The 15,603-nt window shown below is 67.0% G+C and carries 16 protein-coding genes; 7 read left to right on the top strand and 9 right to left on the bottom strand.

The window, feature by feature from the left end:
* From AX744_RS00625 to AX744_RS00615, 3 genes are all read left to right on the top strand, one after another.
* Window positions 1-799 (top strand): UDP-galactopyranose/dTDP-fucopyranose mutase family protein (locus tag AX744_RS00625; RefSeq protein ID WP_061015101.1); only part of this gene is annotated, 799 nt, incomplete at its 5' end.
* Between the two features lie 10 nt (window positions 800-809).
* The gene (locus AX744_RS00620) at window positions 810-1,628 is read left to right on the top strand and encodes an ABC transporter permease (protein WP_046749515.1); all 819 of its coding nucleotides are present in this window, start codon (window positions 810-812) and stop codon (window positions 1,626-1,628) included.
* A complete protein-coding gene (locus tag AX744_RS00615) occupies window positions 1,628-2,365 on the top strand; it encodes an ABC transporter ATP-binding protein (RefSeq protein WP_046749514.1) in 738 nt (245 codons plus the stop codon). The genes AX744_RS00620 and AX744_RS00615 overlap by 1 nt, the downstream gene beginning before the upstream one ends.
* Before the next feature lie 19 nt (window positions 2,366-2,384).
* Here the strand turns inward: AX744_RS00615 and AX744_RS00610 are convergent, their stop codons facing one another.
* From AX744_RS00610 to pseB, 3 genes are read right to left on the bottom strand one after another with little or no spacing between them, the layout of a single operon-like run.
* Window positions 2,385-3,116, bottom strand: a complete 732-nt coding sequence (locus AX744_RS00610; RefSeq protein ID WP_082738353.1) for a cytidylyltransferase domain-containing protein — start codon at window positions 3,114-3,116, stop codon at window positions 2,385-2,387.
* Window positions 3,113-4,237 carry a UDP-4-amino-4,6-dideoxy-N-acetyl-beta-L-altrosamine transaminase gene (gene pseC / locus AX744_RS00605; RefSeq protein WP_058632620.1) on the bottom strand — a complete coding sequence of 375 codons (1,125 nt, stop codon included), beginning with the start codon at window positions 4,235-4,237 and terminating at the stop codon, window positions 3,113-3,115. The genes AX744_RS00610 and pseC overlap by 4 nt, the downstream gene beginning before the upstream one ends.
* 2 nt (window positions 4,238-4,239) lie before the next feature.
* Window positions 4,240-5,229: a UDP-N-acetylglucosamine 4,6-dehydratase (inverting) gene (pseB, locus tag AX744_RS00600; protein WP_058632621.1), complete on the bottom strand. Its 990-nt coding sequence runs from the start codon at window positions 5,227-5,229 to the stop codon at window positions 4,240-4,242.
* A gap of 174 nt (window positions 5,230-5,403) precedes the next feature.
* On the opposite strand from pseB, the gene AX744_RS00595 reads away from it, so the two are divergent.
* Window positions 5,404-6,834 carry a bifunctional UDP-2,4-diacetamido-2,4,6-trideoxy-beta-L-altropyranose hydrolase/GNAT family N-acetyltransferase gene (locus AX744_RS00595; RefSeq protein WP_197429133.1) on the top strand — a complete coding sequence of 477 codons (1,431 nt, stop codon included), beginning with the start codon at window positions 5,404-5,406 and terminating at the stop codon, window positions 6,832-6,834.
* On the opposite strand, the gene pseI is transcribed toward AX744_RS00595, so the two are convergent.
* Window positions 6,835-7,896 (bottom strand): pseudaminic acid synthase, encoded by a 1,062-nt coding sequence (gene pseI, locus AX744_RS00590; RefSeq protein ID WP_061015098.1) that lies wholly within the window; start codon window positions 7,894-7,896, stop codon window positions 6,835-6,837.
* Between the two features lie 130 nt (window positions 7,897-8,026).
* Here pseI and AX744_RS00585 point away from each other — a divergent pair, with 130 nt between their 5' ends.
* Both AX744_RS00585 and AX744_RS00580 read left to right on the top strand, forming a co-directional pair.
* Window positions 8,027-8,725 carry a hypothetical protein gene (locus AX744_RS00585; RefSeq protein ID WP_197429132.1) on the top strand — a complete coding sequence of 233 codons (699 nt, stop codon included), beginning with the start codon at window positions 8,027-8,029 and terminating at the stop codon, window positions 8,723-8,725.
* 46 nt (window positions 8,726-8,771) lie between these two features.
* Window positions 8,772-9,137 carry a hypothetical protein gene (locus AX744_RS00580; RefSeq protein WP_058632624.1) on the top strand — a complete coding sequence of 122 codons (366 nt, stop codon included), beginning with the start codon at window positions 8,772-8,774 and terminating at the stop codon, window positions 9,135-9,137.
* A gap of 18 nt (window positions 9,138-9,155) precedes the next feature.
* On the opposite strand, the gene AX744_RS00575 is transcribed toward AX744_RS00580, so the two are convergent.
* Genes AX744_RS00575 through AX744_RS00565 form a run of 3 tightly spaced genes read right to left on the bottom strand, consistent with a single transcriptional unit; the run spans window position 9,156 to window position 12,599 of the window.
* Window positions 9,156-9,737, bottom strand: coding sequence for a hypothetical protein (locus tag AX744_RS00575; protein ID WP_061015097.1), 582 nt, complete (start codon window positions 9,735-9,737; stop codon window positions 9,156-9,158).
* A gap of 4 nt (window positions 9,738-9,741) precedes the next feature.
* Window positions 9,742-10,704, bottom strand: a complete 963-nt coding sequence (locus tag AX744_RS00570) for a glycosyltransferase family 2 protein (protein WP_058632626.1) — start codon at window positions 10,702-10,704, stop codon at window positions 9,742-9,744.
* Complete coding sequence (locus AX744_RS00565) at window positions 10,701-12,599, bottom strand: glycosyltransferase (RefSeq protein WP_061015096.1); 1,899 nt, start codon at window positions 12,597-12,599, stop codon at window positions 10,701-10,703. Before AX744_RS00565 ends, AX744_RS00570 begins: the two co-directional genes overlap by 4 nt.
* Before the next feature lie 151 nt (window positions 12,600-12,750).
* On the opposite strand from AX744_RS00565, the gene galE reads away from it, so the two are divergent.
* Complete coding sequence (galE, locus tag AX744_RS00560) at window positions 12,751-13,740, top strand: UDP-glucose 4-epimerase GalE (RefSeq protein ID WP_058632628.1); 990 nt, start codon at window positions 12,751-12,753, stop codon at window positions 13,738-13,740.
* A 13-nt stretch (window positions 13,741-13,753) separates the two neighbouring features.
* Here galE and AX744_RS00555 read toward each other — a convergent pair whose 3' ends face one another.
* Both AX744_RS00555 and AX744_RS00550 read right to left on the bottom strand, forming a co-directional pair.
* The gene (locus tag AX744_RS00555; RefSeq protein ID WP_061015095.1) at window positions 13,754-15,052 is read right to left on the bottom strand and encodes an O-antigen ligase family protein; all 1,299 of its coding nucleotides are present in this window, start codon (window positions 15,050-15,052) and stop codon (window positions 13,754-13,756) included.
* Window positions 15,049-15,603 (bottom strand): O-antigen ligase family protein (locus AX744_RS00550; RefSeq protein ID WP_197429131.1); only part of this gene is annotated, 555 nt, incomplete at its 5' end. The genes AX744_RS00550 and AX744_RS00555, both read right to left, overlap by 4 nt.

Raw genomic sequence — 15,603 nt, 5'->3', positions numbered from 1 at the left:
GGAGTCTCGTGGGCTCGGAGATGTGTATAAGAGACAGGACGTGAAGTCGGCGACGAACTTCGAGGAGAAGGGCATCGCTCTCGTCGGGCGTCCGCTGTTCGAGGCGTTCTTCCGCGACTACACCGCCAAGCAGTGGCAGACGGATCCGCACAAGCTCTCCGGCGACATCATCAGCCGTCTGCCCGTGCGCTACACCTACGACAACCGCTACTTCAACGACACCTGGGAAGGTCTCCCCACCGACGGCTACACCGCCTGGATCGAGCGGATGGCCGACCACCCGAACATCGAGGTCAAGCTGGGCGTCGACTACTTCGACGACTCGCAGCCGCTGCACAAGAAGGCCACGGTCGGTCAGCTGCCGGTCGTGTACACCGGGCCGGTCGACCGCTACTTCGACTACGCGGAGGGTGCGCTCAGCTGGCGCACGCTCGACTTCGAGCAGGAAGTGCTCAGCGTCGGGGACTTCCAGGGCACCAGCGTCATGAACTACCCGGACATGGATGTGCCCTACACGCGCATCCACGAGTTCAAGCACTTCCACCCCGAGCGCAAGGACGTCTACGCGCAGGACAAGACGGTCATCATGCGGGAGTTCTCGCGATTCGCCGAGCGCGACGATGAGCCGTACTACCCGGTGAACACCCCGAGCGACCGTGACGGCCTGCTGGCCTACCGCGAGTTGACCAAGGGCGAGACCGACGTGCACTTCGGCGGCCGTCTCGGCACATACCAGTACCTCGACATGCACATGGCCATCGGCTCTGCGCTGTCGATGTGGAACAACGAGCTCGCCTAGACTCGGCACTGTGAGTCACGCTGCTGTCGGGGCGCCGGGGACGCCGCGGCGATACCTTCACTCGCTGTGGCTGCTCTCGGCCCGAGACCTGAAGGTCCGCTATTCGACGAGCATCCTCGGCTACCTGTGGTCCGTGCTCGATCCGCTCGTCATGAGTGTGATCTACTGGTTCGTCTTCACGCAGGTGTTCAAGCGGGACGTCGGGGAAGAGCCGTACATCATCTTCCTCATCAGCGCGCTGCTGCCCTGGGTGTGGTTCAACAGTTCGGTCTCCGACTTCACGAAGGCCTTCAAGAAGGACTCGCGGTTGGTGCGTTCGACGGCCATCCCTCGATCGATCTGGGTGAACCGGATCGTGCTGAGCAAGGGCATCGAGTTCCTCTTCTCGCTGCCGGTCCTCGTGCTGTTCATCGTCGTGAACCTTCTGGTCGAAGCCGATCCGAACCGGACGGTGCAGATCGGGTGGGGCGTCCTCTGGCTTCCCCTGGCCGTCGTGCTGCAGACCATCCTCCTCATCGGGCTCGGCCTGCTGGTGGCGCCCCTGTGCGTGCTCTTCGTCGACCTGGAGCGCACGACGGCGCTGATCCTGCGGGCGATGTTCTACGCGACGCCGATCATCTACAACGTGACCGATCTGCCGGGGATCTTCCAGACCCTCGGAGCCTTCAACCCGCTGGCCGGCATCTTCATGCTCTACCGGATGCCGTTCTTCCCCGACCAGTGGAACACGTTCACGCTGACGATCAGCATCGCGATGAGCCTGCTGATCCTCGCGCTGGGGATCTGGGCCTTCCGCAAGCTCGAGCGACCCGTGCTGAAGGAGCTGTGATGGCGACCGCGATCGAAGTCAGCAGCCTCGGAGTGCGTTTCCGTCGCAACCGACGCGGGTCCCGCAGTTTCAAGGATCTGTTCGGCGGCGCCTCCCGCCGCTCCCGACCCGGAGAGTTCTGGGCGCTTCGGGACGTGTCCTTCTCGGTCCGATCCGGAGAATCGATCGGCGTGGTGGGCCGGAACGGTCAGGGGAAATCGACACTGCTCCGGCTCGTGGCGAAGGTGCTCCTTCCGGACGAGGGCACGGTGACCGTCAACGGCGGAGTCGCACCGCTCATCGAGATCACCGGTGGATTCGTCGGCGACCTCACGGTGCGGGAGAACGTCCGACTCACCGCTGGTCTGCACGGGATGTCCCGCGAGGAGGTGTCGCGGCGCTACGACGGCATCATCGAGTTCGCAGAGCTCGCCGGCTTCGAGGACACTCCCTACAAGCACCTGTCGAACGGCATGAAGGTGCGGCTGGCCTTCGCGGTCGTGTCGCAGCTCGACGAGCCGATCCTTCTCGTCGACGAGGTGCTCGCGGTGGGGGACAAGGCGTTCCGCGAGAAGTGCTATCGACGCATCGACGAGCTGCTCGCCGATGGGCGCACGCTCTTCTTCGTCAGCCACAACGAACGCGACCTGCGCCGTTTCTGCACGCGTGGCCTCTACCTCGACAAGGGCGCTCTGGTCCTCGACGCGCCGATCGCCGAGGTCCTCGACCGTTACAACGAGGACTACAACGCGCGCTGACGCACGTCGGCTCGGGAAGTCACTCCCCGAGCTTCTTCTGCTCCACGTCCGCGTTCAGGGCCACCAGCTCGGGGTGGGCTTCGAGGACCTCGATGATCTCGTCGGCGCTGAGGTCAGCCGCGCTGTAGGTCTCGACGAGGGCGCGGATGACCGCGAGGTCCTCCGGGGTGTCGACGGTGACGCGGAAGCGCGACGCGTCGCGCGTGCCGGTGATGGCGTGCAGGCGCGTATCGGCTCCCCGGCCGCTGTAGAGGAACGGGGTGACGTGCTCGCGATCGGCGGGAAGGGATGCCCGTGCGTCCGCTTCGAGAAGCGCAGCAGCGGAGAACACCTCGAAATCGAAGCCACGGGGATAGGTCCGCTCGAGCACGTTGGACACGTGTGCGGTGGGGTCCGCGAGTTCGGCGAACCGCTCGACGCCCCGCCTGACGAGCGCGGGGTCGATGAGGGGGCAGTCCGACGTGACGCGCACGACCACGTCGAGCCCGGCATCGCGCGCCGCGCCTGCGAACCGTCCCAGCACGTCGGTCTCGCTGCCACGGAAGACGCGCGCTCCTCGGGACACCGCGAGCGCCGCGATCGGATCGTCGCTCGCATTCGTCGTCGTGGCGACGACCAGTGGCAGGTCGAGCTTCTGCAGCCTGTCGATGTGATGGTCGAGCAGGGTGCGTCCGCCCGCGGCGAGCAGGACCTTGCCGGGGAGCCGGGTGCTGGTCATCCGCGCCTGCGTGATGATCCCGACTCGTGTCACCGCAGCGCCTCCGCGAGGGCGTCGACGACCTGGTCGACCTGCGAATCGGTCAGCTCAGGGTGGATCGGAAGCGACAGCTCCTCGCGGTAGAAGGCCTCCGCGTTCGGGCACATCCCTCGCCGGTAGCCCGCGTCGGCGTAGACCGGATGCCAGTAGACGGGCATGTAGTTGACCTGGACACCGACGCCGAGTTCCCGCATCCGATCGAAGACCTCACGACGTCGCCCGTCGAGGATGCGCACGGGGTAGAGGTGACGCATCGCGTCGACGTTCTCGCGCTGGACCGGGCGGCGCACGCCGTCGAGATCGGCCAGTGCGTCGTCGTAGCGCCGCGTGATCTCCGCGCGCCGACGTTTGAACGCGTCGAGTCTGGAGAGCTGGGACAGGCCGAGCGCGCAGGCGATGTCGGTGAGTCGGTAGTTCACGCCGAACTCGTGCACCTCCTGATGCCAGGCACCCTCGCCGGGCACCTGGAAGCGCGAGGCATCCCGCACGAGACCGATGTTGTGAAACTCGTGCGCACGCTGTGCCAGCTCGGGATCCTTGGCGACGAGCGCTCCGCCCTCGCCGGTGGTGAGGTTCTTCGTCGGGAAGAACGACAGCGTCGTGATGTCGGCGAGATCGCCCACCGGCCGGCCGTTGTAGGTGCTGCCGATGGAGTGCGCGGCATCGTCGAGGACGAGGGCTCCGTAGCGCGCCGCCGTCGCCGTGAGCCGGTCGTAGTCAGCGGGGTGACCGGCGTAGTCGACGGCGGCGATGATCCGGGTGCGGTCGTCGATGAGGGCATCCACCGCGGCCGGGTCGATGAGGGCGGTGTCCTCCTCCACATCGGCGAAGACGATCCGTGCACCGCGCATGGACGCGGTCGACGTCGTCGCGATGAAGGTCATGGGCGTGGAGATGACGACGTCGCCCTCGGAGATCTCTGCTGCCGCATACGCCATGTGCAGCGCCGCCGTGCCCGAGGTGGCCGTCACCGCGCGATGTCCGCCGGTGAGCTCGCTGATCTTCGACTCGAAGGCGGAGACGAGGGGTCCGGTGGTGAGCCAGTCGCCGCGGAGGACGTCGACGACGGCCTGGATGTCATCTTCGGAGATGGACTGTCTCCCGTACGGCAGCATCCTCAGATACCCGCTTCGATGATGGCCGCGATCTCGGCCTGCGAGTACCACCGGTCGTTGCTGTCGGATCGGTAGGCGAAGCCTTCGGGCACCGGAACGGCATCCTTCGGGACGCGATAGCCCCACGATGCGAGGTCGGGCTGGATGATGAAGTACTTGCCGTCGGCGACCACCACGGCACGACGGCCTTCCTCGGGGCTGATCATCTCCTCGTGCAGCTTCTCGCCGGGGCGCAGGCCCACGTCGACGAGGTCTGCACCGGGCACGACGGCGTGCGCGAGGTCGGTCACCTTCATCGACGGGATGCGGGGGACCAGCAGCTCACCGCCCTGCATGAGCTCGAAGGTGTCGACGACCATCTCGACGGCCTGCGGCAGCGTGATGAAGAATCGCGTGCAGCGCAGGTCGGTGATCGGCAGCGGCTTGCCTTCGGCTCCGAGCCTCTCGAAGAACGGGATGACCGAGCCGCGCGAGCCCATGACGTTCCCGTACCGCACCACGGCGAAGCGCGTGTCGTAGGCGGCCGCGTAGTGGTTCCCGGTGATGAAGAGCTTGTCGGCTGTGAGCTTGGTGGCGCCGTACAGGTTGATGGGGCTGGAGGCCTTGTCCGTCGACAGGGCGACGACCCGCTTCACGCCCGCATCGATCGACGCCTCGATCACGTTCTGGCTGCCGAGCACGTTGGTCTTGACGAACTCGAACGGGTTGTACTCCGCGGTGTCGACCTGCTTGAGCGCGGCTGCATGCACCACGTAGTCGACTCCGTGCAGAGCGCGGACGAGGCGCCGCTCGTCGCGGATGTCGCCGATGAACCAGCGCAGCCGCGGGTCGTCGCCGAACTGCTGCCGCACCTCGTACTGCTTCAGCTCGTCACGGGAGAAGACGACGAGACGTCGCGGATCGAGGTGCGTCAGCGCATGGCGGATGAACGCCTTGCCGAACGATCCTGTGCCGCCTGTGATGAGGATGCTCGAGCCCTCGAGAACCGACACTCTGTCTCCCTCAGCGTCGTGGAACGGTGCGGATTCCCGGGTTGAATCACGCCCGGCCTATCCTATCGGGTGGGTACGGGCGTGCCCGCGGACGGTGATGAAGGGCGAACGATGAGTCGACGAGGGGCCCTCCTCCATTGCAATGCTGGGGTCGAGTACGGCATGGGGCACCTCATGCGCACGCTCGCGATCGCCGCCGTCGCCAGGAAACGCGGATGGTCGGTGTCGCTCATCGGCGACATCGACGAGGCCGGGTCGGCCGCCGCGCACCGCATCGAGCCCGACCTGCCCGTCCGGTCCATCCGCGCGGCAGAGTCTCCCGAAGCGCTGGTCGCAGCGGCAGGAGAGGCGGACGTCCTGCACCTCGACGCGTACACGGACGTGCCCGACGTTCGCGGCTTCGGGGCTCTGGTGAGCAACATGCAGGACGGCCCCTACGGCGTGAGGGCGGCCGATCTCTCGATCGACGCGAACCTCGGAGCAGAGGCGACGTTCGCCCGTCCTGACCTCACCCGCCACCCTTTGGCCGGTCTCGATGTCGCGGTGGTACGCGAGCAGGTGCTCCGTCAGCGCGCCGCATCGCACCTGCCAGGCGCAGTGCCCCGCGTGCTCGTCGTCATGGGCGGCTCCGACCCCCGGGGACTCACGGCCCGCGTCGTGCGGGCGCTCGACGGTGTGCCCGCGCCGCTTCGCGTCACGGTGGTCGATCCGCGCGGCCGGGAGGAGGTGCGGGAGGCTGCCACCGCATCTGTCCATGACATGCAGGTGCGCGGATTCGTCGATGATCTGCCTGCCCTGGCGCGCGAGCATGATCTCGCGGTGACAGCGGCCGGGACGTCCGTGTGGGACTTCGCGTGCATGGGCGTTCCGATGGCCGTCCTGTGCGCTGTCGACAATCAGCGTCCTGGCTACGCGAACGTCGTGAGGCGGGGGCTCGCGGTGGGGCTCGGTGTTCCGCCCCATGCCGATCTGGAGGCACGGGTCGTTGAGCTGGGTGCTCTTCTGCATGACGGCGACGCGCTGGCGGCGCAGTCAGCCGCGCTTCGGGACACGGTCGACGGGCTCGGGACATGGCGGATCGTCGCATCCTGGGAGCAACTCGTCGATGCAGGGCCCGACGAGCCCCGTCCCTCGCCTCCGATCAGCGTGCGCCCGGCGACGCGGGACGACGCCAGGGTGCTCTACGACTGGCGCAACGACGAAGCCACTCGAGCGCACTCCCGGTCGAGCGAAGCTCTCGAATGGGATTCGCACGTCTCGTGGCTCGACCGCACCCTCGCCGATCCGGACCGCCGGCTCCTGGTCATCGAGTCGGAAGGACGACCGGTGGCCTCGACGCGGTGGGACCGGCGTTCCCCGACGGACTGGGAGGCGTCGATCACGATGGCCCCGGAACAGCGCGGACGTGGTCTCGCCGGTGCTGTGCTCGCCGCCTCGGAACAAGCCCTGATCGTGGATGCGCCGAGTCGCCTCCTCGCGACCGTCCACACCACGAACACGGCCTCTTCGAAGCTGTTCCAGCGGGCAGGATACCTGCCGCACCTTCCCGCCGACGCCGGCGGCTTCGCCACGTTCGCGAAGTGGCGTCTCTCGCCGGCTGGCTGACTAGAGCAGATCCCAGGACAAAGGGGTGCCCCGGTCCGCATCGCGGGTGAATCGACGCCCTTCGACCAGTCCGTAGGCTTCCGGTGCCAGACCGCCGGCGGGGCGGATCGAGCGGACGTTCGCCGCGCTGACGACGTCGCCGGCGCGGACATCCGCCGTCACGTACAGGGACCGGCGGAGTGCGAGGACGGTCTGCTCCTGCGGTGTGGGACCGAAGGCGGTTCCGCTTCCTGCGGCGATCCGTGCCTGCTCCGACGCGCTGACCAGGGAGGCGAACTCGGCAGGGCTCAGGGAGAAGTCGGCGTCCACGCCTCCGTCGCCCCGGTCGAGGGTCACGTGCTTCTCGATCACCACGGCCCCGAGAGCGGCCGCCGCCACAGCGACCCCGATGCCGAGGGTGTGGTCGGAGAGTCCGATGGGCACGTCGAAGGCCTCGCGCAGCGTCCGGATGTTGCCCAGCCGCGCCTCTTCGGGGATGGCCGGGTACGCCGCGGTGCAGGCGAGCAGCACCAGCTGCGTGTTGCCGGAGTCGCGGATGGCTGTCACCGCGGCGTCGATCTCGGAGAGCGTGGCCATCCCCGTCGAAACGATCATGGGCTTGCCCGTGCGAGCGACCTCGCGGAGGAGCGGAAGGTCGACGATCTCCGCGGACGCCGTCTTGTAGAGCTCGACGCCGAGACCCTCGAGGAACTCGACGGAAGTCGGATCGAACGGCGTGGAGAAGGGGATCAGGCCGTGTGCGGCGGCGCGCTCGAAGATGGGCGCGTGCCACTCCCAGGGCGTGTGCGCCTCCTGGTACAACGAGTACAGATTGCGTCCACCCCAGAGATCGTGGTCGCCCTTCACGCGGAACTCGGGGCGGTCGGAGTCGATCGTGAGCGTGTCGGCGGTGTAGGTCTGGATCTTGAGGGCATTCGCCCCGGTCGATGCCACGGCATCCACGATCGCGAGCGCTCGTTCGAGATCTCCGTTGTGGTTGCCCGACATCTCGGCGATCGTGAACACGGGGGAACCGGTGCCGATCTTCGCCGAGGAGAGATCGATGGTCTGCGCAGAAGTCACGCCGACAACTCTAGACGGGGGAGTTCCTCGAAGACGCGACCTGCCTTGCTCGGGGAGGTGCGCTCCGGCCCCGCGGACCCCAGGACCGTAATTCCGGATGAGCCGGAATATTGCCCTAAGCTGTGGGTCTATGGGGCGTGTGACGGAGCTCGTCGGGGACGAGCGTGCGACGACTGGCGAGGAAGCCTTCTACGACCGGCTTCGACCGCTGGTGGAGTCGTTCGGCCGCCCCGAGGGGATCCGCCGGGTCGCAGTGGTGGGGAATCAGCCTCTGGACGAGTCTCCGGAACGTGCGGAGCGGATCGACTCCGCAGACCTCGTCATCCGCGTCAACGGCTTCCGCATGGATGACATCGACGGGCCTGCCACCGTCGGGAGGCGCGTCGACGTCGTGGTCTTCAACCGTGGGGTGCGACCGACCCCGTGGTTCTTCTCGGACTACACCGACCGTCTCTACCTCATGATCGAACCGGGGCGTCTGCTGTGGGAGAACCCGAAGACCCCCGACTTCTGGCCGCCGGACCTGGGTATCGTCACCATGCCGAACCGTGAGGTGATCCTTCCGCTCGGCGAGGCGATGGGAGTGGACCCGCACGAGGGTGGCCAATGGGCGACCACGGGCACGGTGATGCTCTGGATCGCGACCAGGCTGTTCCCTGATGTCGAGATGGACGTCACCGGTTTCTCCTTCGTGGATGCGCCGGATCAGACCGCCTGGAACCACGCTTACGGAGACCCGTCAGCTGTCGGCGCCGAACACCGCATCGACCTCGAATCCATGCTCTTGCGCGAGTGGATCGACTCCGGGCGTATCTCCTATCACCGCTGATCTCCAGACCCGACCATCACCAATCACCCGAATGATTGAGGACTGAATGCTGAACCGAATCCGTCGACGGATCGACGCTGCCGTCGTGCGCCGCGTTGATGCCAGAGTGGACGCACGCCTCGAAGAGGCCTTCGCGAACCTCGAGGGCGCCCGCGCCGACTACGAGGCTCGCTTGGCCGGCAACCAAGCGGACTTCTCCTACATCCGCTCCGAGTTCGATCGCATCGCCCCGCAGGTCGCTGCGTTGGAGCAGCGCTTCGAGTGGCTGCGTCATCAGCTCGACCTCACGAACGAGGATCCGGAGAGCGACCTCGTACGGGCGAGAGCCGAACACGAGCGTGCCCGTATCCGGCTCGAGCTCGCTTCGCACTATGAGGAGCGTCTCCGTCGTCTCGAGTCGCCCGCTCGATAGCCGCGGGCGACTCGGGCGCTAGAGGCCGGCGAGGCTGCGCAGCTGGTCGACGCTGACGCGTGCGGCGTCGACGGCCTGACCGACGTTCGATCCGGAGGACACGGCGGAGCGCAGCGCGCTCAGTCGGCTCGAGTACTCGCTCGTCGTCGTGTTCCAGTCCTCGGCGATCGACGAAGGCGGCAGCGCCTCCGACAGGCGCTGTGCGTCTCCCTGCATCGTGTCCAGGACGGAATTGACGTCTCCATCGCCTTCGGACACGATGTCCAGCCCGACCAGCGCCGATTCCAGCCAGACGCCGACGCGGTCGCGGAACGCGGGAAGGGACGGGTCCTCCACGGGTGGGGGAGTGTCGACCGGAGCCGTAGGGTCGGGGGATGCGGATGGAACCGCGGAGGGCGTCGGCGTCGGGGTCGTCGTCGCCGTCGGAGACGCCGACCCCGGCGCCGGTGACCCGCCCCTGGGGAGGAGGAAGAACAGCAGCGCGGCCACGACGAGCAGGGCGAGGACGGAGAGTCCGACGATCAACCAGACTCGTCCGCGGTTGCGCGGCTTGGGTTCGATGGGGGCCCAACGGAGCTCGGGCTGCGGTTCGTCGGTCATGCCCTCATCCTTCCAGCGGAGCCATCGGCTGCCAGGACCGATCACGGGCGAGTCTGCCGCCTTCTCTCAGGCCTCGGAACAGGTTGCTGGTGCCGCGGACCGTCCTCTCCACGAACACCAGTCGGATGAGCTCCTTCGCGAAGGTCATCGCCGTCCCCAGCCCGAACAGCACCGGGTTGTAGACGCCGTGCACGCGGTAGTAATTCTTGATGTAGGCGCGATTGCGCATGATGTAGAAGCGGTAGGCGTTGCTCGACGCGTTCATGTGCCGGATGCCCATGTCCCACTGCTTGATCTCGCGGGTGCGGCGCAGCACGAACTCGTCCACGATCACCGCGGTCGTCTTGCGGGACGCGAGCCACCCGTACATCTGGTCGTCCCAGTAGATGAAGAAACGAGGGTCTGGCAGGCCGATCTGCGCGACGACGGAACGGTGGATGAACATGCCCTCGAAGCAGCCGCTGTTCATCTCCTTGTAGCCGGAAGTGTCGAAACCGGACGGCGCGAACGGGATCGGGATGCCCATGCGCTCGGCGATGCGGTACTGCCAGTAGAACTCGCTGCCGTCGTAGTCGTACCGGCGCCCCTGGATGCTCTTGAAACGCGGAGTCCAGAAGCCCATCCTGGCCAGGCCGTCCGGAAGGACCTCGACGTCGTCGTCCATCATCCAGATCCATTCGGCGCCGAGGTCGTATGCGGTGCGCATCCCCTCGCTGAAGCCGCCTGATCCGCCCGTGTTGGTGTCGAGACGGCGGTACACGATCTCGGTACCGATGCTGTCGCGGAACGACTCGACCACGTCCGTGGTGTCGTCCACCGACGCGTTGTCGATGATCACGATACGACCAGGCTTCGGGTCCATCGCGGTGATGCTCGTGAGCAGTCCGGTGAGAAGGTGCGAGCGGTTGTAGGTGACGATGACGATCGTCGCCGTGGTCGGGTCGAATGCAGCGGGTGCCGCGGTCATGCCTTCTCCTTGAGGATCTGCTGCCAGGACGTGGAGGAGACGAGCTCGGGGAGCGCGTCACGATAGTGCTTCTGCAGTTCGGGCCAACGGCGGCGCAGCTCGGCGTGCAGCCGGAGGGAGTCGCGGAGCATCCGGCGGTGGGTGCGCCTGTCACGGACATAGTGGAGCTTTCCGGCGGAATCCGCGGTCTCGACGAGCGCACTGTCGACGCTGCCCAGCCGCCACCAGACGGCGTCCTTCTTCCGGAACTCCGTCTCGGGCGCCGCGACGTTCTCCGGAGCAGGACGGTGGAACCAGTTCGAGACCAGCGTGGAGAGGGTCAGCCACCGCAGCTTCATCCCCTCCGGACTCATCGGTTCCTGCAGGTACCGGCGTCGTCCCGTCCGCGGGCGCCCGAGGTTCGACGTGTCGTGGTGCACGACCGTCTCCGGGAAGTCGGACGCGATCGCCCGGGCTGCGGGCATCGCTGTCGCGAGGCTCTCTCGCAGATGACGCGGCCCGGCCAGGACGTCCCGCAGTGCCTTCGCGCGAAGGGCCACGGGGTAGTACTGCATCATCATGAGGTGTTTGAGGTCGACGCGACGGCTGTGCACCAGGAGCCGTCCGCTGCGGGGGGCGTTCGAGTGCAGGAGCGCGGCGACGATCCGATTTCGGGCATGGAAGTACGCCTGCCAGTCGATCATGTCGTCCTTGTGCACCCATGACACGTGCCACAGGGCGACGCCGGGAAGGGATACGGTGCGGAAACCGGCCTCGCCCGCGCGCAGACAGAACTCGGCATCGTCCCACTTGATGAACGCCGGTAGGGCGAGTCCGACTTCGCGGATCACCTCGAGCGGGATGAGGCACATCCACCACCCGTTGTAATCGGCCTCCATGCGTGCGTGCAGGAAGGGGGAATCCCGCAGGCTCGCCGTCGCGAAGTCGTGGGGCATCCGCTCCGGATTGGTGTCGCCCCAGGCGAAGGCCGGCTCGTCGACGACCTCAGCCCAGCCGTGCAGTGTGCAGCGTGCCATCAGGTCGAACATGTGGCCACCGACGATGGTGGGCTCGGTCGTGAAGCGGGCGAACACGATCGAGCGACGGAGGGCCTCAGGCTCGAGTCGCACATCATCATCGAGCAGCTGCACGAACTCGCTCTCCGGACGCAGGAGCGATTCCTGCATGGCCCGAGCGAATCCACCGGATCCGCCGAGGTTGTCCTGCCGGATCACGCGAAGAGTGTCGCCGAGGAGGGCGGAGACGGCTTCGTATCCATCCTGCTCGGCGACCAAGCGGGTGCCTTGGTCGACGAGGAAGATACGGTCGACCAGCGACAGCACATCGGGGGATGATGCCAACGTCCGCAGGGTCTCGACGCAGTAGTCAGGCTTGTCGAACGTCGTGATCCCGAGTGAGGCCTTGCCGGTTCGGATCGGCTCCTGCTCGGTCTCCCAACGCGCACCGTCCAGGACGACGGGCTCCTCATCCGCGACGACATCGAACCAGATCCAGCCGCCGTCGTCGTGGGGGCCGAGATCGAGATCGAAGGTCGTCGTGGCGTCTCCCACGACGGAGCGCGCCTCGATCCGGCGGGACTCGCCCTGCGCATCCGAACGATGCAGCAGCACGGTGCCCGATCCGGTGGAGCGCACGGTGAGACGCACGTCCCGCACGCCCGTCCAGTGGCGCCAGTATGCGGCGGGGAAGGCGTTGAAATAGGTGCTGAAAGACCACGTGCTCTTCGCCGGGACCCGCGCACTGGAGCGGTCGAGGATGCCCTCGATCGGTGTGATCGCCGCACGCGCCGCGCGTTCGTCCTCGGTGTCAGGTCGATGCTCGGCGTCCACGTAGAGCGGGAACACATCGGGGTCGTCGCCACCGGGGAAGACGACGTTCTGCAGGACGTATGCCACGGGTTGGTTTCTCCGATGTTGGTGTCACAGGCGGTTGTCATGGGGACAGCGGCCGGACTCGACGAGCAGAGAGTAGCCTACCGTCCGCTCCCTTCGGATCAGCGGAGAGGCTCACCTCGGTGGCGAAGGGGCGACGGTTAGACTGGCTGCGATGAAGGTACTGATCACCGGCGGCGCCGGATACATCGGATCCACGGTCGCCACCGCGTGCATCGAGGCGGGCATCGACGTGGTCATCCTCGACGACCTCTCCAAGGGGCTCCGAGCCTTCTGCGAGGGTCGCGCGTTCTACGAGGGCGACATCGCCGACCAGGTGGTCCTGGAACGTCTGCTCGCCGATCACCCCGACATCGATGCGGTCATCCACTGCGCTGCACGTATCGTCGTGCCCGAGTCGGTCACGGATCCCCTCGGCTACTACGAGACCAACGTGGGAAAGACGATCGTGCTGCTCCAGCATCTGCGTGACGCGGGGATCCCCCGCATCGTGTTCAGCTCTTCCGCTGCCGTCTACGAGGGGGAGAGCGGTGCGGGGGTCGATGAGGACGCTCCGCTGGCTCCCTCGAGTCCCTATGCCACGACGAAGGCGATGGTCGAGCAGATCCTCGAGGATGCGGCCTCCAACGGCGACTTCCGTGCGATCGCTCTCCGCTACTTCAACCCCATCGGCGCCGATCCGCAGATGCGCACCGGGCTGCAGAACCCTCTGCCTTCGCATGCTCTCGGGAAGATCATGCAGTCCCATGCCGCCGCCGAGGCCTTCTCGATCACCGGAACCGACTGGCCGACCAGGGACGGATCCGGGCTGCGAGACTACATCCACGTCTGGGACCTCGCGCTCGCGCACGTGGCGGCCGTCGAGCGATTCGACGAGGTCGCGACGGCGGACGACCCCTATCGGGTGATCAACATCGGCACCGGGGAGGGCGTGACCGTCCGCGAGCTGGTGGCGGCCTTCGAGCGGGTCACGGGTGAGGCTCTCGCCGTCGTCGAGACCGCGCGGCGTCCCGGCGATCAGGCCGGCGCGTTCGCGATCGTCGATCGTGCGGCTGAGGTGCTGGACTGGCGTGCCGAGCGCTCGGTGGACGACGGGGTCCGCGACGCGATCACCTGGGCGGAGAAGCTGCCCTCCATCCGCTGACGGCGCCCCTCGGCTACTCCTGAGGGCGGAGCGTCGGTATGGCTCCCGTGTGTGCTGCATCGATGTTCTCGCGCCAGGAACGCGACTGGCCTGCACGCAGGGCGCACAGCACGAGCATGAACCATCCGGCGCCGACGAGCGTGAAGCTCTCGAACATGGAGTCGACCGCCAGCGTCACCAGCATGATCGGCGTCCAGGCGTACACGACGGAGCGGCGCGTGCTCGCTACGAGCCAGGAGCGGATGAGAGCGACGCCACCCAGCAGGAGGAAGAGCACCAGCCCCGCGGCGCCGAGCTGGAGCAGCACGTCGAAGAAGGCGTTCAGCGCGCTCTGATGGCGGTCGTCGAGTTGGAAGTTGATATAGGTGAACGGGTACTCGCCCCGTGCCCAGTCGCCGAACCATCCCCATCCCTGGACCGGTTTCACGGCCACGAAATCGAGGATCGTGTTCCAGAGTGAGCCGCGGATCGAGAAGTCGGAGCCCGCATCGAGCACGGCGATGATCTGATGGCGCAGCGCGAACGCCGCCGCAAGGGCGAGGGTGACGACGACGCCGAGCGTCCACTGCACGATCGTGCGCCGGTCGGCCGGGGTGTGGCGGACGATCGTGAGGGCGATCGTGACGACGCCGACGGCACCGGCGAGCACGAGGACCGTCGGGGAGGAGGACAGCACCGCCAGGAAGCTCGCGAGAGCGATCGACGCCACGGCGAGCGGGGCTTTCACGGACTGCGTGCGCCACTCGATCACGAAGGTGATCAGCGCGATCACCGCGATGAATCCGAGCATGTTGCGGCTGCCGAAGAGGCCCTGGATCGGGCCGCCGACGGCGAGATTCCCCTGGATCCCGAGGAAGGTGAAAGGCAGATCGAGCAGCACGCCGGACAGGATCTCCACTGCGAGGGACGCGGCCAGGAGCACCCGGAGCGTGTCGCCGATCGCGCGCACCGTCTGGAGCGTGTCGCGGACGTGGCCGATCGTGATGGCGAGGAACGCGAAGCCGAAGAGCGACATCCACCCGAAGATCGTGTCGGACTTGTCTGTGGTCCAGAAGACGCTCACCAGCGCCCAGGCGAGGAAGGCGAGCAATGACGACGGCGCGATGCGCAGCAGCGACAGCTCGTCGCGACGTATCCAGAGGATGGCCGCGCCCAGCAGGCAGAGCGCGGCGATGATCGTCGCCAGCGTTGTCGCCGACGTCATCTGCTGGATGGCATAGGAACCGAACACGGCAGCCAGCGCTGCGAGCGTGAAGGCGCGTGCCAGCTCCACGGAGCCGAGCAGCCGCACGATCGGGCGTGCCGGCGTCACGGCACCCGCCGCTGCCGAGCGCCGCGTTCGAACAGTAGGTCGCGCTCGCCGACGCCGACCAGGGGCACCGACTTGAGCTTGAACGACAGCAGCACGAGCAGCATCCAGCCCCACAGCATGATGGGCGTCGACTCGGTCAAGCCCTGCACGAGCAGGACCACCGTGAACAGACTGGGCAGCAGGGTCAACGGCGAGAACGGACGTGCGTCATCGAGGTCCCAGCGGGGACGATCGACCGCGAAGAACCAGGAGCGCCACAGCAGCGTGCCGTAGGCGACCGCCATCAGCACCACTCCCACCACACCGAGCTGGAGCAGGACGTCGAGCCACATGTTGTGCGCGTGGAACACGGTGATCCCGTGATCGGTGATCCACCGGTCGAAGGCGGGATCATCGGGGATCCACGGGCTCGAGAACCCGTTGCCGACGATCGGGTGCTCGGCCGCCCGCTCCAGCACCTTGGTCCAGATCTTCTCGGATCGTCCGGTGAGGTCGCTGCTGCGACCGAGAAGCCCCAGCAGTGGCTCGCGCAGCAGCGACCTCACCGGACG

Source organism: Microbacterium sp. CCH5-D1 (genome assembly GCF_001557335.1).
GTDB classification, from domain to species: Bacteria; Actinomycetota; Actinomycetes; order Actinomycetales; family Microbacteriaceae; genus Microbacterium; species Microbacterium oxydans.
Note: the sequence above shows the minus strand (reverse complement) of the source record. Positions and strands in the feature narration are given on the sequence as shown.

What these genes read in the sequence shown, in the direction of transcription:
- AX744_RS00615 (WP_046749514.1), top strand. Translation starts at nt 1,628, where the DNA reads ATGGCGACCGCGATCGAAGTCAGCAGCCTCGGAGTGCGTTTCCGTCGC.
- pseC (WP_058632620.1), bottom strand. Translation starts at nt 4,237, where the DNA reads ATGCTGCCGTACGGGAGACAGTCCATCTCCGAAGATGACATCCAGGCC.
- AX744_RS00595 (WP_197429133.1), top strand. Translation starts at nt 5,404, where the DNA reads ATGCGCACGCTCGCGATCGCCGCCGTCGCCAGGAAACGCGGATGGTCG.
- AX744_RS00585 (WP_197429132.1), top strand. Translation starts at nt 8,027, where the DNA reads ATGGGGCGTGTGACGGAGCTCGTCGGGGACGAGCGTGCGACGACTGGC.
- AX744_RS00580 (WP_058632624.1), top strand. Translation starts at nt 8,772, where the DNA reads ATGCTGAACCGAATCCGTCGACGGATCGACGCTGCCGTCGTGCGCCGC.
- AX744_RS00575 (WP_061015097.1), bottom strand. Translation starts at nt 9,737, where the DNA reads ATGACCGACGAACCGCAGCCCGAGCTCCGTTGGGCCCCCATCGAACCC.
- AX744_RS00570 (WP_058632626.1), bottom strand. Translation starts at nt 10,704, where the DNA reads ATGACCGCGGCACCCGCTGCATTCGACCCGACCACGGCGACGATCGTC.
- galE (WP_058632628.1), top strand. Translation starts at nt 12,751, where the DNA reads ATGAAGGTACTGATCACCGGCGGCGCCGGATACATCGGATCCACGGTC.